The following is a 20,748-nucleotide window of genomic DNA, read 5'->3' on the forward strand; positions in this document are numbered from 1 at the left end:
GCCAGCCTCCTTTTAGATCATGATGGTTTATGATATGAAAAGAGTCGGGAAAGGTGCCTATTTTCTTTTCAATCGGAGGAGAAAGGGAAGGTGATAGGAAAATAGCTATTTACCTTTATTTTCGCTAGAATATGAGTACATAAGAAAGGTGTTGTGGAACGTGGAGATTCAGTTTTTAGCAGGCAGATCGGGGAGTGGAAAAACGACTGCAATTCTAGAAGAAATCAAAGAACAACTTCGGCTTGATCCGCTGGGTCCGCCAATCATTTTTTTAGTCCCGGATCAAATGACATTTTTAATGGAATATGAGCTTGCAAAAACATCTGAAGCTGGTGGAATGATCAGGGCCAAAGTCTTTAGTTTTACTCGGCTTGCCTGGTCTATATTACAGCAGACTGGAGGTGCGAACCGTCAATTTGTCACAAGCACAGGGATTCAAATGCTCTTAAGAAAAGTAATAGAAGAACAGAAAGACAAGTTTAAGGTATTCAAAAAGGCGAGTGATAAACCGGGATTTGTTGAGCAAATAGAAAAGACGATGGCTGAATTCAAAAGGTACTGTATGATGCCAGAGGATATTGAAAAAATCTCGGCATCCAGCATGCATTCAGAGTATACAGAAGAAAGACGTGCGGCGGAAAAATTGCATGATCTTCATGTTCTTTATCAGCAGATGGAGCAGCATCTGCAAGATGAGTATGTGCATTCAGAGGATTACTTGACACTTCTGGCTCAGCAAATTCCTTTATCAGAAGAATTGAGAGGGGCACACATTTATATAGATGGTTTTTATCAGTTTACCCCCCAACAGCTTCTTGTCATTGAACAGCTTTTGCTACATGCAGAAAAAATAACAGCTGCATTCACAGTGGATCGTTCCTATCATGACACGCAGCCAAATGAACTTGATTTATTTCGCATGACAGGTAAGACATATTCCCAGCTTTATCAGCTGGCCAAAGAGTGCGGAGCGGCTATTTCTGAGAACATTTTGGAGAGAAATAAGCGGCATCTTCATACCCCAGATCTAGCTTATTTAGAAAATCAATATGAACAGAGACCTTTGCAGCCGTATCAAGAAGAAACGCCTCACCTTACCGTATCGAAAAGTGCAAATAAACGAGCTGAAATTGAGGGAGTAGCGAAAGATATTCTTGATTTAGTAAGAGGGGAAGGTCTTAGGTTACGAGACATCTCAATTGTTGCAAGACATGTAGACGACTATAAAGATACGTTAAAAGAGGTGTTTCGAGATTACGATATTCCTTTCTTTATTGATGGAAATGAATCGATGCAGTATCATCCGCTCATTGAGTTCATTCGTTCGAGCCTCGATGTCATAAAAGGGAACTGGCGGTATGAGGCGGTGTTTCGCTGTGTGAAAACGGAGTTCTTATTTCCGCTTGAACTCGCCAAAAACAAAGCAAGAGAACAGGCAGATCAGCTTGAAAACTATTGTATTGCTTACGGTGTAAAAGGTGAACGCTGGACGAATGGTTCACGCTTTCATTATCGCCGCTTTCAATCATTAGATGAAGATTTTGGACAAACCGATCAAGAAATAGAAATGGAGCAAATGCTGAATGATGTAAAAGAATGGATTGTTCCGCCTCTCTTTCAATTGCAAAAAAGATTGAAAAAAGCGCAAAAGCTAAGAGACATGGTGGAGGCAGTGTATGTCTTTCTAGAAGAAGCCCAAGTGCCAGAAAAGCTTGAAAAGGCAAGGCTTGAGGCAGAAGAAGCAAGCAGGTTAGCTGAAGCGATGCAGCATGGGCAAGTATGGGATGCTGTCATTCAATTAATGGATGAATTTGTTGAAATGCTGGGCGAGGAGGAGCTCTCATTTCCATTATTTCAACAGATGATGGATACAGGATTGGCCTCTCTCAAGTTCGCTTTGATTCCCCCTTCACTTGATCAAGTCTTTATTGGAAGTATGGATTTATCCAGAATGTATCAAGTAAAGTGTACGTTTCTCATTGGAGTAAATGATGGGGTTATACCTGCGCGGCCCTCTGATGAAAGTGTATTGTCTGAGGACGACCGGGAATGGTTAAAACGTGCAGGAGCAGAGCTGGCAGAGACAGGGAAGGAACGGCTGCTGGATGAACAATTTTTGATTTATCAAGCGCTGTCCAGTCCATCGCACTACCTGTATTTATCCTATTCAGCTTCAGATACGGAAGGGCGGTCTCTTTTGCCTTCGACCCTCATCAAGTATTGTGAGGAACTGATGCCAAACCATCAGCAAGCCCTCTATGTGTTAGATCCAGAGCAGTTGGATGACCAGGAGCAATTAAAATTTGTAACAAACGAGCATGTCTCGTTATCCTATACCGTTTCGCAGCTGCAACAATGGCTCAATCAATATCCGATCAGCGGCGTATGGTGGAGTGTATATAATCATTTGATGACCTCGTCCAACCGCGACGTATCAAAAAAAATCATGTCCAGCTTGTTCTTTACAAATAGAGCGAAACGTTTAAAGCCGAATGTCACAAAAGAACTTTACGGTGACCATATTCAGGGCAGTGTTTCAAGAATGGAGAAATTCAATGCATGTGCATTTTCTCATTTTGCTTCCCACGGGCTAAAACTAAAAGATCGACAATTTTACAAATTAGAAGCACCTGATATCGGCCAGCTCTTTCACTCGGCTTTAAAACTGATTTCAGATACGCTTGTTGAACAAAAAAAGGATTGGAAAAACTTAACGAAGGAAGATTGTGTGACCTACTCAAGGCATGCAATCGAACAGCTGGCTCCACGTCTGCAAAAAGAAATTTTATTAAGCTCTAATCGGCATGCTTATATAAAAGAAAAGCTCCAAAAAATCCTCATCAGGGTGTCTTCTATATTAAGCGAACATGCAAAAGTGAGCGGATTCTCTCCGGTTGGACTTGAGTTAGGTTTTGGAGGTCAAGGACCTCTGCCACCGTTTACTTTTCAATTAAAAAACGGCTGCACGATGGAGCTTGTTGGAAGGATTGACCGAGTGGATAAAGCAGAAGGATCAAAAGGACTTCTTTTAAGAATTGTCGACTATAAGTCCAGTGAGAAGGGGCTTGATCTAGCAGAAGTTTACTACGGTTTAGCCTTGCAAATGCTCACATATTTAGACCTGACCATTACGTATTCTAAAGAATGGCTTGGCATGGAAGCGACACCGGCAGGAATTTTATACTTCCATATTCATGACCCGCTGATTCAAGCGCCTATTCCGCTTGGAGAAGATGCAATTGAGCAGGAAATATTGAAGAAATTTAAAATGAAGGGTCTATTGCTCGAAGATGTGGAAGCAGTGAAGTTGATGGATCAAACACTCGAATCAGGAAGGTCACAAGTCATCCAAGCTGGTTTGAAAAAGGATGGTTCTTTCCGATCTGACTCTGCGGTATTAAGTGAAGATCATTTTCACATTCTCACTAAACACGTTCGGCGAACCTTTGAAGAGGCAGGAGAAAGAATTACAAGCGGTGAGGTAGAGATAAACCCATATAAATTAAAGGATCAAACCCCTTGCCGCTTTTGCTCTTTTAAGTCTATTTGCCAATTTGATGAATCAATAGAAGATAATGAATTTAGGGTGCTCACATCTGAGAAGGATGATGTCATGTTAGACCGGATCAAAAAAGAAGGGGATCAGTATGCAAATACCAAAACCGAATAACAGTACTTGGACAGATGACCAATGGAACGCCATCGTTTCAGAAGGACAAGATATTCTTGTTGCTGCGGCGGCAGGGTCAGGAAAAACAGCGGTCTTGGTTGAACGGCTGATTCGAAAAATGACTCGGCCTGAGCAGCCAGTTGATGTGGACAGGCTGCTCGTAGTGACTTTTACCAATGCTTCAGCAGCAGAAATGAAGCACCGGATCACTGAAGCACTTGAAAAAGAACTATCTAAAAACCCTGGATCACTTCATATGCGGAGACAGCTGTCACTTATGAATCGTGCCAATATTTCTACCTTGCACTCTTTTTGTTTGCAAGTTCTCCGTACCTTTTATTATGAGATTGACCTTGATCCAGGTTTTCGTTTGGCTGATCAAACAGAAGGAGAATTATTAGGAGATGAAGTGTTAGATGAACTGTTTGAGGATGAGTATAAGACTGGAAAGCCGTCATTCTTTGAACTCGTTGATCGTTACACATCTGATCGGCATGATTTAGATCTTCAATGGCTTGTCAAAAGAATTTATGAGTTTTCTAGGTCACATCCAGCGCCCGAACAATGGATGCGGGCATTCCTTTCTCTTTATGATGTGGATACACAGACAAAGGTAGAAGAGTTACCCTTTTATCCATATATCAAAGAGGACCTTTCTCTCGTTTTAAGAAGCTGTCAGGAACTGCTGGAACAAGCGCTCACTTTATCAAAAGAGCCGGGAGGTCCAGCACCGAGAGCAGAAAATTTTATAGATGATTTAGAGCAAGTAAATGAATTAATAAGGCATCAAGATGATTTTGGAACACTTTATGAGCTTTTGCCAAACATCAATTTTAAAAGGTTAAAGACTTGCAAAGGGGATGACTATGACCCAGCTCTGTTAGAAAAAGCAACAGATGCACGCAATCAAGCCAAAAAACAATTAGAAAAGCTAAAAGATGAATACTTTATGCGCAGTCCCGATCAGCATTTAAAAAGCTTGGCTGAAATGAAGCCAGTTGTAGAAACACTTGTAGAGCTTGTGATTCAATATGGAGAGCGTTTCGAGAGAGCAAAACAAGAAAAATCAATCGTAGACTTTTCGGATCTAGAACATTATTGTTTGCGCATTTTAGCGAAGCAGGACGCAGAAGGAAATCTCATTGAAACAGAAGCGGCTAAATACTATCAACAGCAATTTGAAGAAGTACTCGTGGATGAATACCAGGATACAAACCTTGTCCAAGAAACGATTTTAAAGCTCGTGTCTAAAGGAAAACATCCTGCCGAAGGCAACCGCTTTATGGTTGGTGATGTGAAGCAGTCCATTTATCGCTTTAGACTTGCAGAGCCGATGCTCTTTTTAAATAAATATAAACAATTCAAAGCAGACAGCAATGAAACAGGTAAAAGAATTGATCTAAATAAAAACTTCCGTAGCCGGGCTGATGTTTTAGACAGTACCAACTTTCTGTTCAAACAGCTGATGGGAGAAACGGTTGGAGAAATTGAATATGACGAACAAGCTGAATTAAAGCTTGGAGCGAGTTATCCGCAAAGCGAAGACACGACGACAGAAATGCTTCTTGTTCATTTAGATCAGCACGACACAGAAAGCGATGAAGAACGAGAAGAGCTAGAGACGGTTCAATTTGAGGCGAGAGTGATTGCAAAGAAAATAAAAGAATTGGTAGAACAGCCTTTTCAAGTGTACGATGCAAAACAGCAATTGACCCGCAACTTGCAGTATCGAGACATTGTGATCTTGCTTCGCTCAATGCCGTGGGCTCCGCAAATGATGGAAGAGTTGAAGAAGCAGGGAATCCCTGTTTATGCGAATCTTTCCTCAGGCTATTTTGAAGCTACAGAGGTATCTGTCATTCTTTCTTTGTTAAAAGTGATTGATAATCCATATCAAGATATTCCGCTCGCTGCTGTTTTAAGGTCACCTATTGTTCATTTAGACGAAAATGAGATGGCACTGATTAGAACCAGTGATAAAAAAGGTACTTATTATGATGCTGTGAAGGCATTTATGAGTGTGACACACTCTGATCATCCAACATGCAGAAAGCTGGAGCGTTTCTTCCTTCAATTACGCAAATGGCGTGATTTTTCTATTCAGCATTCGGTAGCAGAACTGATTTGGGAAGTGTACCGAGATACACAATATCTAGATTATGTCGGCGGGATGCCAGGAGGCAAGCAAAGACAGGCAAACCTTCGGGCTTTATATGATCGAGCAAAACAGTATGAAAAGGCTACTTTTAGAGGGCTGTTTCGATTTCTTCGATTTATTGAAAGAATGCAAGAGCGTGGAGATGATCTTGGAGCGGCAAAAACGTTCAGTGAAACAGAGGATGTTGTCCGCATGATGACCATTCATAGCAGTAAAGGGCTCGAGTTCCCTGTTGTATTTACTGCAGGACTTGGCAGGAACTTTAATATGATGGATCTAAATCAGTCCTACTTGCTCGATAAAGAACTAGGTTTTGGCAGCAAATATATTCATCCTGAGCTGAGAATTAGTTATGCAACATTACCGCTGATCGCGATGAAAAAAAAGATGAGAAAAGAGTTATTATCTGAAGAACTGAGGGTTCTATATGTGGCGCTCACAAGGGCGAAGGAAAAATTATTTTTAGTCGGCTCTGTCAAAAATCAAGTGAAAGCTTTAAGCAAGTGGCAAAATGCCGCAAACGGAGACGACTGGCTCCTCCCTGATTTTGAACGTTATCAAGCGAGAACATACTTAGATTTTATTGGCCCTGCTCTTATCCGTCATCAAGCGATGTCATCTCTTTTAGAAGAATCGAGAGAAGTCGTTCTCTCTCATCCATCATCATTTTCTATCACCTTTCATCAAGCGTCCGATCTTCTAAAAGAAGACATGTTACTTGAAAAACAAAAACAAGACGAAGTGGTACAAGCATTAATGGAAGGGGTGCCTGTTCAAGGATATGGCGATTACGAGGAGGAAGTAAAAGAAAGACTTTCATGGCGATATCCATATTTAGCGGCCTCCCAAGTAGGGACAAAGCAGTCAGTTTCTGAGATCAAAAGAATGAAAGAAATACAGGATGAATACAGTGTGCCTTCTTCCGTTCGAAAAGCTCGTGCGACATTGTACGAACGACCGGCTTTTATGAAGAAAAAAACACTCACAGCCGCAGAACAAGGGACGGCCATGCATACAGTCATGCAGCATATCCCTCTTCCTTCAAATGAATCATATGATGAATCTCGTGTAGAAGAGCTGCTCCATTCTTTAAAAGAGAAAGACTTACTAACAGATGAACAAATCCAGTCCATCAATCGAGAAGGAATTGTGGCCTTCTTTTCTACTGCTATTGGTCAAAAACTGCGGAAAGCGGACTGGGTGAAACGAGAAGTATCGTTTAGTATGGTTTTACCGGTTAAAGAGGTATACAGCCATATTGATGCAGAAGGTGAACCTGTGCTCATTCAAGGAATGATTGATTGTTTATTTGAAGCAGATGGCAAGCTCTATTTACTTGATTATAAAACAGATCGAGTGACTGGCAGATTCTCAGGTGGATTAGAGGAAGCTGAGGCGATGTTAAAAAAACGCTATGAAACGCAAATATCGTTGTATACAGCAGCGGTAGAGCGTTTAACAAACAGAACATTAGAGGAGAAAATCCTTTATTTCTTTGATGGAAATCTAGAAATTTCTTTATAGGTGGAATGAATGAGAGGTGAATCACATGAGGATTCTGCATACAGCGGATTGGCATCTAGGGAAAACCCTTGAAGGCCGAAGCCGGCTTGAGGAGCAAGCTGAGTTTTTAGATGAATTAAATCAAATCGTCAAGGATGAACACATTGATGTCGTTGTGATGGCTGGAGATGCCTTTGATACAGTGAACCCTCCTGCTCGCGCAGAACAGCTTTTTTATGAAAGTCTGTCTGCATTATCTGATAAAGGAAAGCGTCAGGTGGTTGTGATCTCTGGCAACCATGATAACCCAGACCGTTTATCAGCCGCATCTCCTTTAACGAATGAGCAGGGGATTCATTTAATTGGATATCCGACAAATGATTTAATTCATGTCGATGTTCCTTCTGCAAGTGAACGTCTATCTATTGCAGCACTCGCTTACCCGTCCGAAGCAAGGCTCAACGAAGTGCTGGCTGAAACATTTGAAGAGAAACTGCTCCGTGATCAGTACAATTTAAAAATACAACAAATGTTTCAACATTTAAGCAGCCAATTTCAGGCGGATACGGTTAATATCGCAACAAGTCATATTTATGTGGCAGGTGGCAGTCAAACGGATTCGGAAAGGCCGATTGAAGTGGGAGGCGCATATACCGTTGCGGCCGAAAGTCTGCCTGAGGCGGCTTGTTATGTCGCACTGGGGCATTTGCATCGACCACAAACCATTAAACGCGCCAAAACGATTGCCCGCTATTCTGGATCTCCACTTGCATACAGCTTTTCTGAAGCAGGCTACGCCAAATCAGTCACCATTGTGGATGCAAAACCGAATGAAACAGCAAGCTGGAAAGAAGTGTTTTTATCAAGCGGTAAACCACTTATGAAGTGGAAGGCGACTGAAGGACTGAGCCAAGTACACAGTTGGCTGGATGAAAAGCGGGATCTTCAAGCCTGGATTGATTTAGAGATTCACTTAACAGATCAGCTGTCGATCGAACAAATTCATCAGCTTAGAAAACAGCATAGTGGATTTGTCCATATTAGACCAAAGTTTAAAGAGTTACAGCAAAAAGAAGAACAAAAACAAGTGGAAAAGCTCTCGATTGAAGAGCGGTTCGTGAAATTTTATGAGCGTCAGACAGGTGGAGGTATACCTGATGAAAAAACCGTCAAGCTATTTTTAGAGCTTGCCAATGACATGCAAGAGGAGGAAGCGAATTGAAGCCGATCACGCTAACCATTAAAGGACTTCATAGCTTCAGAGAAGAGCAAACCATTGACTTTAGCTCCTTATGTGATGCAGGTGTGTTTGGTATTTTTGGACCGACTGGAAGCGGAAAATCGTCCATATTAGATGCCATGACACTCGCACTCTATGGCAAGGTCGAACGTGCACTCAATAATACGCATGGTATTTTGAACCAAGCTGAAGAAAAGCTGTCTGTCTCCTTTACGTTCGCTTTGCAAAGGGAACACCATATTTCTTATAAAGTGGAACGTGCCTTTAAACGGGCAGATGAAATGAAGGTTAGAACGACGTTATGCCGATTGATTGAAATTGGTGATACGCAGACAGTTCTTGCAGATAAAGCAAGTGAGGTCAATCGTAAAATAGAAGAATTACTTGGTTTAACCATTGACGATTTTACGAGAGCGGTTGTTTTACCCCAAGGAAAGTTTGCGGAATTCCTTTCATTGAAAGGAGCCGACAGACGCCAAATGCTGCAGCGCTTGTTTAATTTGGAGAAATATGGTGATCAGCTCGTCAAACGTTTACGCGCAAAGGCTCAAAATCACTATGGACAGAAAAACGAACTGCTGGCTGAACTGACTGGATTAGGAGAAGCTGGTCCAGAGGCATTAGCGAAAGCTAAAGAAGCAGCTGCGCAGGCGCAAGCTATTTTTCTTGAGAAAAAACAAACGCGGGACGAAGCGTTCACTACTTTTACAAAAGCGCAAGCCATCTGGCAGTATCAAAAGGAACAAGAAGCGTACGAGAAGGAACAAAACAAACTCAATCTACTGGCACCAACGATGGAAGAGAAAAAGAATCAACTTCGCATTGCAGAGCAGGCAGAGACATTAAAGCCTTATGCGGATGCATTAACAAAGTCTGAAAAGCAGCTCTCTCAAGCATCAAAAGAGAAGCAGGAAGCAGAAAAACATTTACTTCATCAACGAACGATCTATGATCAAATGACGCAGGAGTATGAGCAAACGCGGCAAAAGAAAATGGAAAATGAGCCAGAGCTTCTTCAAAAGAAAGAGCAGCTGATTCAATTAAAAGAAATTGAACGAAAAAAAGAAACAGCTCTTCAGGAAAAGACCGTACTAGAGCAGCAAAACCATGAAAAAACGCAGCAATTGACTCAAAAAAAAGCGGAAGCCGAAAACCTGCAATCTTTATTAGAGCGTGCGCTTGCGAAACAAACACAGTTGAAGCATGAGCTGGAACAATTACAAGTCTCTGTCAAAGAGCGGAAACTTGTACAAGACGCACTTCGTTTCAGTGAAAATGTTCAAAGAATGAATGTGAGCATTCAAAAGGAAGAACAAAAGATTGAGGAGCTAAGACAGCGTTCAGCACAGGCGACACAATCATATGAAAAGCTTCAAAAACAGCAAAAAGATCATCATGAAAAAATAAATCAATCGTTTCAAGCGATAGAACAATTGTATTTTTATGTATGTGAATTTGAACGAGGTCTTACAGAATGGAGTCATAAAGAGCAGGACAAAAAACAAGAAAAATTAAAACAGCGTGATGTTGTCAGATCGGCAGAATTAAGAAAAGAATTAGCGGCAGAGCTAGTAGACGGTGAACCATGTCCTGTTTGTGGATCGATTCATCATGATCCAAATGCTGTGATAGACAATGACCATGAAGAAACGGTTGCCCAAATTGATGAATGGATTGTAAAAATGGATAAAGAGCTCAAGCTGGCAGAGGAATATGCTAGAGACATGTTTGCTGCAAAGCAGCTGCTTGAAACGCATGCCAATCAATTAGTTAAACAGTTCTCCTTTTTATCTCAAAAAGCCCCCGATTCGGAAGTAGCTGCAGCAGTAGAAGCAGTACAGAATCCGCAGTCTTTGTACCAGCTGATTCAAGAATGGAAAGGTGTAAAACAAGATATTCAAGCAATCGAAAGCAAACGAGCTCGTTTAATGGACGTCACTTATGATCAAGCGGCAGAAATGAGCAAAGTAAAAGATCAACTGACATTTGAGCAGCAGCGCATACAAGAACTAGACATGCTGATCAAGGAGCTTCGGTCTGAGCTTTCCGAACAACTGACGCAATTTGAACAGACCTTTCCTCACCTGACAATCAACCAAGTGCAGGAAATGCAGCAACAAATTGACGAAAAGGATCAACAAGCGGAAGGTTATCAAGAGCGTATTGAGAAGAGTATTTCTTTTCTAGAGGAAAAACAGCAGGCAAAAGAGCATCTGCAAACAGCCATATACGATCTAGAGAAGGAACTCGATAAGCTGGCGCATCAACTGGGAAGCCAGCAGCACCTGATCGATCAATATGAAACAGATCTACAGCGATATCCTTTAAAAGCCGCTTCTCTTTCTGATGAACTGGACGAAGTTCAACAATCTCTTGCTCATCTAAATGAAAAAGAACAGCATTCGTACGAGCAATTAAAGCATGCACAGCAATTATTTAGTGAGGCGCAAAGCCATTTCTCAAGCAGTGAACGTCAGCTCCAAGAGGCTAAGCGGCGAAAACAAGAAGCTGAGGAAGCATGGCAAAAAGAAACAGGACCTACTCCTTTTGATCAGCCGCAGGAGATTGAACCTGCTTTAATGGATCGATCTGTACGTCTTACAGTCAAACAGGAAATTGAGGAATTTGAGGATAAAAGAAAGCAATGTGCAGCAAACTTAAAGCGAATTTCTGAACTGTTAAAAGGTGAGTCGCTGGATGAAGACGAGTGGACAGACATTCAACTAAAAAAAGAAGCGGCAGAAAAAGCGCTTGAAGAAGCGACAGCGCTGAGTGGATCTGCACAAGAGCATCTGCGAGTGATTGAAACAAACCATCAGCGCTTTGCAAGCATTCATGAACGTCTTGAAGAATTGCAACAAGAAATTGACCGGCTGGATAAGCTTCAAACTGTGTTTAAAGGGAATACGTTTGTTGAGTTCCTAGCAGAAGAACAGTTAGAAAGTGTCAGCCGCGATGCTTCTCATCGTCTTGGGATTTTGACAAGACAAAGATATGCCATTGAAGTCGATTCAGAGGGCGGTTTTGTGATGCGGGATGATGCCAATGGAGGTGTCAGACGTCCGGTATCCAGCTTGTCTGGGGGAGAAACTTTCCTGACGTCTTTAGCACTTGCCCTTGCTCTGTCTGCACAAATTCAGCTGAGAGGTGAGTTCCCGCTGCAATTCTTCTTCTTAGATGAAGGATTTGGTACACTCGATCAAGACTTGTTAGATACGGTGATTACAGCATTAGAGAAGCTACAGTCTCAAAATTTGGCTGTTGGTGTGATCAGCCATGTGGAAGAATTAAAGATGAGACTGCCAAAGAAACTGATTGTCCACCCAGCAGATCCAAGCGGGAAAGGAACAACAGTCTCGATGGAATTAATGTAAAGTGAGGTGATCTCAGGTTGGCAAAGCAAACGATTGGATTATGTGAGCTGTGCGGAAGACAAGAGGTCGTCCTTACGGAACATCACTTGACCCCAAAAGAAGAGGGCGGGGCCTTTCTACCGACTACCTTCCTGTGTATCCCTTGCCATAAACAAGTACATGCTCTTTATACAAACCAGGAGCTTGCCGCACGTTTGAATACGCTGGATGCACTAAGACAAGATGAAAAGCTTGTTCCGTACATCAAATGGATTCGAAAGCAGCCGGCAAGCAAGCTGGTCAAAACAAAGAAATCAAGACAACGTAGAAAGAAATGAGCATAAAAAAGCGCTCCTCTAAATGAAATGAGTGTAGAGGAGCCGCTTTATGCATTGCCTACCATATTCTGATCATTTAAGTCAGGATCCACATAGTTGGTGGCGCTAATGCCATTATTTAAAATCAAGAAATCTCCGGTATTCCCCGCTCCAGAGCCTAAAGCAGATTTTGAAGAACTTTTAGGCGAAAGATAAAATGAGTCACCGACGTTTACGACGCCCCCAGAAATCGAGTTAATGTAAATGGGTCCGACAATTGCTGGCATAATCGACATCCTTTATTCGAAGTCATATCACCATCATATGCGCAGGTAGGTCCAATTGTGAGTTTGGCGGATGTTCGTCATTGTTGCTAAATAACTCTCGAATATGCTTCACTCGCGCAACGGCATTTATTCCGCACGTAGAGCCAATTTGATAGATAGACGAGGAAGAGACCCCTTCTACATGAATGGACGAAACTTTAATGAGAGGCTTTTCATGATAAAAGGCCGTTCTAACCGCTCGTTCTGGCAGCATCAATGGGATTGGTTCATAATACACTTCAAATTCTTTTGCATCTAGGTTTTTAGCTTCATTTCCATAAAACAAACTAATGGTTCGCTGAACAGCTAACACCTTCACGTTCGGACATAGCTCCTGTGTATCACCAATTTGAACAACACTCGCAATCCCGACAGAATTCACCTTCGAGAACTTCACTTGAGATGTGCGCTTAATCATTATCGAGGGGCTAGAGGAACAAACGGGCCAATAATTAATGATTCTGGCGGTGTATCGAAAATCGATGACAGTTGTACGTGATCTGTGTCCCCGATAATAAATAGGGAAGAGGACGATACCCCAACTACTTTAATGCTTCCGGTTTCGATGTTGCGGTTGACGACTGTGAAATTCATCCGTTTTCCTCTCCTTTCGTTTCATTTGGAATATGGGCTAAAAAGTGCTCGATTGCCCGTTTGACATCATGTTTCACATATTCAGCAATTTGCTCGGAACGTTGAAGCGGGGTCATATCTTCCCTTTGTGGCAGCTGCCCCGCATAATATTTGATTCTGCTGTCTATTTGTTTTCGAATGTCCTCAATGATATGGTGTTTGTTGCTTTCATCAAGCGAGCCTTCGTATCGCTGCTCTAGTTCTTCAAGAAGCTGTGGAGCTTCTTCATTTAAGAATGCATCGACAAGCTGGCGTGTTTGATTGAAAGATTGATCAGCCATTTCTTGCTGCATCATTCCAATTCCCGGGGTTGTTGTTTGGCCCACTTCAAAATTTTGAACACTATTTGGATCAGATGGATTGAGGCCGATATTTAATGTGCCTTCCAGCCGCTCGATTTTCAGTTGATCAAATTGATAATCAATCCGTTCAATCGTTGTTGTCGGTTTATCTTTGATCATTTGCATTTCCTGCTGAAGCTCGTTAAGCCTTTTTTCAAGCATCATGATTTGCTGTGTTTGCTTTTGAATGATGCCATACAATTGTGAAGCGCTGTTTTGATAGTCATACATATGCATACACCTCCGGGGATTGCAGATGAACTTATGTTGTTGGTGACTGAAGCGGTACAAAAGGTGCTGTGCTTGCGCCTTGAGATTCTTGAATTCCTTGTGTGCCTGCTGCGGCAGGTGCTGATTCTACATAGCTTCCAGTGTTATACAGATTGGAGAGTGCCTTGATTGATCCAGCACTTCCGATTTGCAGAACGGATGAGTTACTCACAGACTCCACACGTAAGTAATTAATTTGTATCGCTTGATTAATATAGAAGTTCAACGGATTCTCACTCCTTACAAGTTACCAACAAGCGGTTGATCAATGACATCACTATCATACGTATTTGTCACACTTTTATAGTTGCTAATGCGTAATTGATCACCAGTGTTAAAACTGCCTGCGCCGGCAAACGTTTTAACCTGACTATTTGGAGAAATGGTGATGCAGTCTCCAACATGAACGACTCCGCTCGTTCCGACGGCATTTACTTTAAAGGCTCCAACAATAGCCGGCATAGCGGTGCACATCCTTTAGAAAAATAGGGCACTTCGTTTTTGGGCGTTTCACCATAGCTTATGATGGGTCTTTTAATATGTGATTGTCTTTTTGAAGAACTTTGATGAGAGGAATGAAGTGTATGGTTTACCCTTTATTCGAGCATTCTTTAGAGGTGGTTTTGATGCCTTTATTTAAGAGTGTGTCAAGCTCTTGACTGCACCTGATGGTTTCTTCGGCATTCATTCCGAATTTTTTTGCGGTCTCAATCAAATGTAATCTTTTTTGTTCAATTTCATAATTGATCATAACGGACGCCAACTCTCACATTTTTTATCAAATAGAAGGATATGGTTAGTATACCCTATTTTTCTATAAAAAAAGCTCTTTCGTCAATATGAGAACTAAAGTGACAAAATTCGAAAGTGTCTTTACAGGCGCGATGTCTCTTTTTTAATCTCAGTTTGTAAATAACGTCGTCTTTTGTTGATATACTGTCGGATTAATTCTCGCTCTGAACGCAGCATGTCTTGTCGGTTTTTCGTATATGGATCATCTCCAATTCGCTGATCAATCGAAGCATGCCATGTCTCAATGATGGGGAGAAGCCGGTTTTCTAAAAAATGTGTATCTAGTACGTGCTGGAAAAGGGCATAATAGTCTCTTTTAAATGCAGGGATGTCTAGTAATCTAGCGGTTAATGTATTGAAACCGCTGACTGGAATATAATCAAACGCCATTTCTTCTCCGTGAATATCACGACCCCAAGTCGCATCATAATCCCAAGGCATTACTTGAAACCTTCCTTGATCATTCACATAAAGCGCATAGTTATGAACAAAGCCATCAAAATTTTGGGTACACACGACACCAATGAGCCAGCGAAAATATTGTGTCACATCAAGGTACTGCTCAATCTTATTTGCAAACGTGTCGTCCCTTGCGGTGTTCAAAAAGTAAATAAATTCACTCAGCTGCTTGTCGTGTTCAGGAGTTCCCGTTTTTTTCTCATAACCGAGAAGAAGATGTTTTTTTGGCTTTTTATCAAATGAACTTAAAAGAGAGAAATTGGCGTCATCATCTACAGCATAATAAATGCCGCCTCCATGCAGCTGTCGTTTTTGGAGGAACAGCTCATCTACAGATTCTATTTTTAAATAAATGCCTTCTTTTCTTCCATTAATGGTCAGAAACACATGAGAAGCGGACGGGCTGAACACACCCATTTGTTCAAAGAAATAAAAAGATAGCCTGTTGCGAATGAAAGAAGGATCATTGTACTCTGCATTTAAGTGAAAAAGGGATTCGCCCTGTCTTTGCTTTGGTTTTCGATATTCAATTTGATATGATTTTTTCTTGAGCTTTCGAATGTGTGATCCTCGGTATGAGGCATAAATATGTGACTTGGTTTGGCCGGTTTTCAGAATGGCCTCAACGGGTTCATCGTTCCATACGTCCTTTTTTAATTCCATGAGATCTTTTGGATGAATCCAGATATCCAGTTGTTTTAAAGGTTCTGTGTCCATGCGTTCATCACCCTCCTATATCTCCTCCACTATATGAAAATGAAGGAATGTCCTGTACCTGCTGATAGGTATTCATGGAGTTTTATAAGAAAGAGGCATTCGCCAAGAACACTTGTCTATCGAGTCTCGTAACATAAAGCAGAGAAGATAAACAGCTTTGTCTGTTTGTTTTGTCAGAGCACAGATTGGGAGGGGAATTGTTCGTGAGCACATTTGATCATTCGCATATTGAACATGCAGTTGATTCACTTCGAAGTGAGGGGCGTGATCATCACTTAGATCGTGAACCTGAATCGGGACATTCACACAAATCATCTCGTTCTCGTCATTCAAATCGCCGTCACTGGTTCTTTGGTGGGGGAGGATGCCGTAAGTCACATCGCAGCAAAAAAAGCCATAAAAGCTATCGCTCTAAAAAAAGTCGCTGTTCAAAGAAAAGTGTAAAGAGCGAGAAACCATGCAAAAGTAAAAAGTCGTACCGCAGCAAAAAGTCGTACCGCAGCAAAAAGTCGTATAAAAGCAAAAAGTCATGCCGTAGCAAAAAGTCGTATAAAAGCAAAAAGTCATGCCGTAGCAAAAAGTCGTATAAAAGCAAAAAGTCTTGCCGTAGCAAAAAGAGTGAACCAAAAAAATCATGCCGCAGCAAACACAGATCACATCATAAGAAAAGCTGCCGCAAATCACACCGCAGCCATCGATCTAAACGTTTTCATCACCATAAACGGAGTCACTCTTGCCGAAGATGCGGAAAGAAAAAACATCATTCCCGCCATCAAGGAAATGTTGATCGTAAATGGGATCAAGGGAATATGTGGGAGTATCGACGCTACCGCTAAATGTCAGGTCTTCATTTTTGAAACCCTTTTTAAAAGAGAGTATGATAAAAAAGGGTTTTTTTTATTTCGTAGAGAAATAAAAATGAGACATCATAATGTATTGAAATGAAGATTGTGAGGGGAAGACATGAAGTTTTTTACAGGTGAGATACATAACAGATTGTTTATCGGGGTCGTCATTGATGATGAATGGGTGATGGACGTCAAAAAGGCAGAAGCAAAACTATTTGAGCTAGAAACATTGCCAAACTCTTTATTTGAATGCATCAACATGGGGGACAAGTTTGTCGAACACGTCAAACAGCTTCTTGATTGGGCGGAGAAAAAAGAAGAAGACCGCGGCTCTTATGTCTATCCGCTTTCGGACGTGACACTCCATGCACCAATTCCAAAACCAACGAAAAACATCATGTGTGTTGGGAAAAACTATCAAGATCACGTCATGGAAATGGGAAGTGCGGCAGATATTCCTAAAGACGTGATGATCTTTACAAAGGCGCCTACCTCTGTTGTAGGGCATGAAGCGGACATTCTTCTCCATGAAGATGTGACAAGTGAATTGGATTACGAAGGGGAGCTTGCCATTGTCATTGGCAAAACAGGAAAGAATATTGCTCCAGAAGAGGTCCAAGATTACATTTTCGGTTACACCATTTTAAATGATATAACGGCAAGAGATTTGCAGAAAAAACACAAACAATTTTTCATAGGAAAAAGCTTAGATACAACTTGTCCAATGGGACCTTATATCGTTCACAAGTCAGTGATCGAGGATCATGGAGCACTCCATGTGGAAACAAAGGTAAACGGAGAGGTTCGTCAGTCTGCCAGTACGGAATTAATGATCTTCCCAATTGAAGACATTGTGTCAACTCTTTCAAAAGGGATGACGCTGGAAGCGGGAGACATCATTGCAACAGGTACACCTTCTGGAGTCGGCAAAGGTTTTGAACCGCCAAAATTTTTAGCCTCAGGCGATCAGGTTGAAGTAACAATTGAACCAATTGGGACGTTATCAAATCGCGTCAAATAAAGGCGTGTTGACACAGGATTGTCGCTTTGTGTTCGACTTATTTCGTGGTACGATGAGAAGGTAATTGTTCTGATAAAGGGGGAAATCACAAATGGGAACACATTTACATATTACAGCGTGGGTGCTAGGTATTATCTTATTTTTCGTTGCCTTTGCATTAGCAGGTAAAAACGATAAAGGCGCTAAAATTGTGCATATGATCGTACGCCTATTTTACTTGATTATTATTGCAACGGGTGTAGAGCTGTATGTTCGCACAGGAATGAAAATCCCGGGTTACGGGGGCGAGTATGTTGGAAAAATGATACTTGGTATTCTTGTGATTGGTTTCATGGAAATGGTCCTTGTACGCAAGAAAAAAGGAAAATCGGTGACGGGTGTATTCATTGGTTTTATCGTGGTTGCTATTGTGACCATTCTTCTCGGCTTACGTCTGCCGATCGGTTTCCATATCTTTTAAGATAAAAAGGGCATTGCTTATCAAAAGCAGTGCCCTTTTTATGTGAGATCAAACTGAGACATCAGCCGGTGACCGTCAGACGTCGTCCATTCCAATTGAACTTGATTTGTACCCGAATGATGGTTGCATTGAAGGGCAAGTGATTGCATGTCTCCTGAAAACTGAAAAAAAGACACGCGATGAGAAGGATGGAAGGAAGAGAAGACACAATCATAGACGGAAAAGCCAAGCTGTTCTACATGGTCAATGATCTGATAAAAGACGCTTTCTGGTACGAACATAAGCAAATCAAGCCACCCTTTAGAAAGAGACGCTGTATATTGAATGCGTTCACCGCCTTTTACCTCCATCAACTTCCCATTATCACAAAGAACGACAGACCCGAGCAATTCTCCTTTTGTCCATCGATCCTTTTCTTTCAAACAGATCATAGAACTTTGAAGGCTTTCAGGCATCATGATGTCTCCTTCTTCGTCTTCAATCAGACAATGACCGTTTTCCATCAGTAAGTACCCGTTACACCATTTTGGGTGGTTTTGCTGAAGATAGGTCATGCGGTTCTCCATTCGCAAAACCTCCTTTCCTCTTTCTTTTCTTACCAAATGAAGCTTGTCCTATACACAGGAAGAAAAAAGGACAAATCAACTATCAAGGAGACGATGCATAAACTAAGAAAGGCTAAATGAGAACACTTGATGAAAAACGGATGGGAGCTGATGATGATGTGTGGAATAACAGGCTGGGCAGACTTTAAAAAGCAGCTCATCCAACAGGATCATGTAATCAATCAAATGACAGATACATTATCTAAACGAGGGCCGGATGATACAAATACGTGGAAAAGTGAGCACGTTCTTTTCGGCCATAAACGGTTAGCCGTTGTCGATGTTGAAGGCGGAAAGCAGCCGATGACATATACCCATCAACACCATGATTATACGGTGGTATACAATGGAGAACTCTATAACACAGAGGATATACGAAAAGAATTATTCAAAAGGGGGCACCGCTTTCTTGGGCATTCTGATACAGAGGTTCTTCTTCACGCCTATACAGAATGGAAGGAAGAGTGTGTGACCCATTTTAATGGAATTTTTGCATTTGTCATTTGGGATAGTGAGCGTGAATTATTATTTGCAGCGAGAGACCGGCTCGGTGTCAAGCCATTTTTCTATACAGAACGTCATCATTCCTTTTTGTTTGGTTCAGAAATCAAAGCACTTCTGGCTCATCCTGAGATGAAAGCCAAAGTCGATCATGAAGGCTTATCAGAAATTTTTGGCCTAGGGCCGTCTAGAACACCAGGGCAAGGCGTATTTAAAGGGGTGAAAGAGCTGAGGCCGGCACATGCCCTAACCTTTTCAAAAGATGGTTTGCGTGTGTGGAGGTATTGGAATGTCAAAAGCAAGCAGCATACAGACTCGCTTGATGACACCGCTCAGCACGTGAAGGAACTCTTTACGGATGCCGTTACAAGACAGCTCGTCTCTGATGTGCCTGTATGTACGTTTTTATCGGGCGGAGTGGATTCTAGTGCCATTACGGCCATTGCCGCCAAGCACTTTGAGAAAATAGGGAAAGCCCCGCTGCATACGTATTCCGTTGATTACGACGGAAATGATCAATTCTTTGAAGCAAGTCAATTCCAGCCCAATGCTGACGGGCCGTGGATTGATCGAATGACCAAAGCGTTTCAAACGAATCATCACAGCTGTATCATCGGGCAAAAAGAGCTGGCTTCTTATTTGAAAGAAGCGGTTGAAGTGCGAGATTTGCCGGGGATGGCAGATATTGATTCTTCCTTACTATGGTTCTGCCGAGAAATTAAAAAGGATTTTGTTGTTGGTTTATCAGGTGAATGTGCAGATGAAATTTTTGGAGGTTACCCATGGTTTCACATGGCAAGCGAAACCAATGGATTTCCGTGGATGAGATCAACGGAAGCACGCATTCAGCTTCTTCAAGACTCATGGCAAAAGAAATTATCACTGAAGGAATATGCGCAAAGCAAATATGAAGAAACCGTGGCAGAAACCCCTCTTTTAGATGGAGAAACTGGAGTAGATAAAGCCCGAAGAGAACTTTTTTACTTAAATATGATTTGGTTTATGACAACACTGCTGGATCGAAAAGATCGTATGAGCATGGGGGCGAGCCTTGAGGTACGTGTACCATTCGCAGATCATCGTCTTGTTGAGTATGTATGGAATATTCCTTGGGAAATGAAAATGTATGGAAATCGGGAAAAAGGGGTTTTGAGGAAAGCATTAGAGGGAATTTTACCGAATGAAGTGCTTTATCGCAAGAAGAGCCCTTATCCGAAAACACATCATCCTGCTTATACTCAGGCGGTAAAAGAGATGTTAACAGATTGTCTCGCGCAAAAGGATTCTGTGCTTCATGAATTTTTAGATCCACATCAATTAAAACAGCTGATTGAAACGGAAGGGGCTTCTTTCCAGGTCCCTTGGTATGGTCAGTTAATGAAAGGCCCACAGCTCATTGCCCATTTGGCACAGATTCATCATTGGTTTGAAACATATCGAATTGATATAGAAGCATAACAAAGGGTCGGCTTTCTTGCACTTGTTGAAAGGAAGTCGGCTTTTTTGATACATAACATGAGACTTTTAGAGCACA

General features: G+C 41.7%; 18 protein-coding genes and 1 pseudogene. 10 read left to right on the top strand and 9 right to left on the bottom strand.

Features of this window, described 5'->3' with window-relative positions; translation table 11 throughout:
• Nucleotides 1-160: 160 nt before the first annotated feature.
• From addB to MHB38_RS05270, 5 genes are read left to right on the top strand one after another with little or no spacing between them, the layout of a single operon-like run.
• The gene (gene addB / locus MHB38_RS05250; protein ID WP_341002670.1) at nt 161-3,670 is read left to right on the top strand and encodes a helicase-exonuclease AddAB subunit AddB; all 3,510 of its coding nucleotides are present in this window, start codon (nt 161-163) and stop codon (nt 3,668-3,670) included.
• Entirely contained in the window at nt 3,648-7,352 is a 3,705-nt protein-coding gene (gene addA / locus MHB38_RS05255; protein WP_341002673.1) for a helicase-exonuclease AddAB subunit AddA, read from the top strand. Before addB ends, addA begins: the two co-directional genes overlap by 23 nt.
• Nucleotides 7,353-7,377: 25 nt before the next feature.
• A complete protein-coding gene (sbcD, locus tag MHB38_RS05260) occupies nt 7,378-8,553 on the top strand; it encodes an exonuclease subunit SbcD (RefSeq protein WP_341002676.1) in 1,176 nt (391 codons plus the stop codon).
• The gene (gene sbcC / locus MHB38_RS05265) at nt 8,550-11,945 is read left to right on the top strand and encodes an exonuclease subunit SbcC (RefSeq protein ID WP_202734578.1); all 3,396 of its coding nucleotides are present in this window, start codon (nt 8,550-8,552) and stop codon (nt 11,943-11,945) included. Before sbcD ends, sbcC begins: the two co-directional genes overlap by 4 nt.
• 17 nt (nt 11,946-11,962) lie before the next feature.
• Nucleotides 11,963-12,262, top strand: coding sequence for a hypothetical protein (locus MHB38_RS05270; RefSeq protein ID WP_035700204.1), 300 nt, complete (start codon nt 11,963-11,965; stop codon nt 12,260-12,262).
• A 47-nt stretch (nt 12,263-12,309) separates the two neighbouring features.
• On the opposite strand, the gene MHB38_RS05275 is transcribed toward MHB38_RS05270, so the two are convergent.
• From MHB38_RS05275 to MHB38_RS05310, 8 genes are all read right to left on the bottom strand, one after another.
• On the bottom strand, nt 12,310-12,528 hold the full coding sequence (locus MHB38_RS05275; protein WP_003211468.1) for a spore germination protein: 219 nt from the start codon (nt 12,526-12,528) through the stop codon (nt 12,310-12,312).
• 22 nt (nt 12,529-12,550) lie between these two features.
• Nucleotides 12,551-12,985, bottom strand: a complete 435-nt coding sequence (locus tag MHB38_RS05280) for a spore germination protein GerPE (RefSeq protein WP_202734577.1) — start codon at nt 12,983-12,985, stop codon at nt 12,551-12,553.
• Nucleotides 12,985-13,161 (bottom strand): germination protein GerPD, encoded by a 177-nt coding sequence (locus tag MHB38_RS05285; protein ID WP_003210893.1) that lies wholly within the window; start codon nt 13,159-13,161, stop codon nt 12,985-12,987. Before MHB38_RS05285 ends, MHB38_RS05280 begins: the two co-directional genes overlap by 1 nt.
• Nucleotides 13,158-13,772, bottom strand: coding sequence for a spore germination protein GerPC (locus tag MHB38_RS05290; protein WP_202734576.1), 615 nt, complete (start codon nt 13,770-13,772; stop codon nt 13,158-13,160). Before MHB38_RS05290 ends, MHB38_RS05285 begins: the two co-directional genes overlap by 4 nt.
• A gap of 31 nt (nt 13,773-13,803) precedes the next feature.
• Nucleotides 13,804-14,037 (bottom strand): spore germination protein GerPB, encoded by a 234-nt coding sequence (locus MHB38_RS05295; RefSeq protein ID WP_017366980.1) that lies wholly within the window; start codon nt 14,035-14,037, stop codon nt 13,804-13,806.
• Between the two features lie 14 nt (nt 14,038-14,051).
• Nucleotides 14,052-14,273, bottom strand: coding sequence for a spore germination protein (locus MHB38_RS05300; protein ID WP_003211745.1), 222 nt, complete (start codon nt 14,271-14,273; stop codon nt 14,052-14,054).
• A 127-nt stretch (nt 14,274-14,400) separates the two neighbouring features.
• Nucleotides 14,401-14,562 carry an aspartyl-phosphate phosphatase Spo0E family protein gene (locus tag MHB38_RS05305; protein WP_008348605.1) on the bottom strand — a complete coding sequence of 54 codons (162 nt, stop codon included), beginning with the start codon at nt 14,560-14,562 and terminating at the stop codon, nt 14,401-14,403.
• A 122-nt stretch (nt 14,563-14,684) separates the two neighbouring features.
• Nucleotides 14,685-15,779 (bottom strand): CotH kinase family protein, encoded by a 1,095-nt coding sequence (locus MHB38_RS05310; RefSeq protein ID WP_098680887.1) that lies wholly within the window; start codon nt 15,777-15,779, stop codon nt 14,685-14,687.
• Nucleotides 15,780-15,982: 203 nt separating this feature from the next.
• On the opposite strand from MHB38_RS05310, the pseudogene MHB38_RS19540 reads away from it, so the two are divergent.
• The 4 genes and pseudogenes from MHB38_RS19540 to MHB38_RS05325 all read left to right on the top strand — a co-directional run.
• A pseudogene (locus MHB38_RS19540) lies at nt 15,983-16,552 on the top strand (CotG/ExsB N-terminal domain-containing protein); the annotation flags it as partial.
• Complete coding sequence (locus tag MHB38_RS05315; protein ID WP_411266123.1) at nt 16,440-16,724, top strand: hypothetical protein; 285 nt, start codon at nt 16,440-16,442, stop codon at nt 16,722-16,724. The pseudogene MHB38_RS19540 and the gene MHB38_RS05315, both read left to right, overlap by 113 nt.
• 18 nt (nt 16,725-16,742) lie before the next feature.
• Nucleotides 16,743-17,648, top strand: coding sequence for a fumarylacetoacetate hydrolase family protein (locus tag MHB38_RS05320; protein ID WP_048001710.1), 906 nt, complete (start codon nt 16,743-16,745; stop codon nt 17,646-17,648).
• A 91-nt stretch (nt 17,649-17,739) separates the two neighbouring features.
• A complete protein-coding gene (locus MHB38_RS05325) occupies nt 17,740-18,108 on the top strand; it encodes a YisL family protein (RefSeq protein ID WP_007499115.1) in 369 nt (122 codons plus the stop codon).
• Between the two features lie 38 nt (nt 18,109-18,146).
• On the opposite strand, the gene MHB38_RS05330 is transcribed toward MHB38_RS05325, so the two are convergent.
• Nucleotides 18,147-18,674 (bottom strand): DUF2777 family protein, encoded by a 528-nt coding sequence (locus MHB38_RS05330; RefSeq protein WP_144626461.1) that lies wholly within the window; start codon nt 18,672-18,674, stop codon nt 18,147-18,149.
• Nucleotides 18,675-18,830: 156 nt separating this feature from the next.
• Between MHB38_RS05330 and asnB the strand changes: the two genes are divergently transcribed.
• Entirely contained in the window at nt 18,831-20,672 is a 1,842-nt protein-coding gene (gene asnB / locus MHB38_RS05335; protein WP_024720029.1) for an asparagine synthase (glutamine-hydrolyzing), read from the top strand.
• Nucleotides 20,673-20,748: the final 76 nt, after the last annotated feature.

Origin of the sequence: Bacillus sp. FSL K6-3176, assembly GCF_038003325.1 — a bacterium.
Lineage (GTDB): Bacteria > Bacillota > Bacilli > Bacillales > Bacillaceae > Bacillus > Bacillus altitudinis.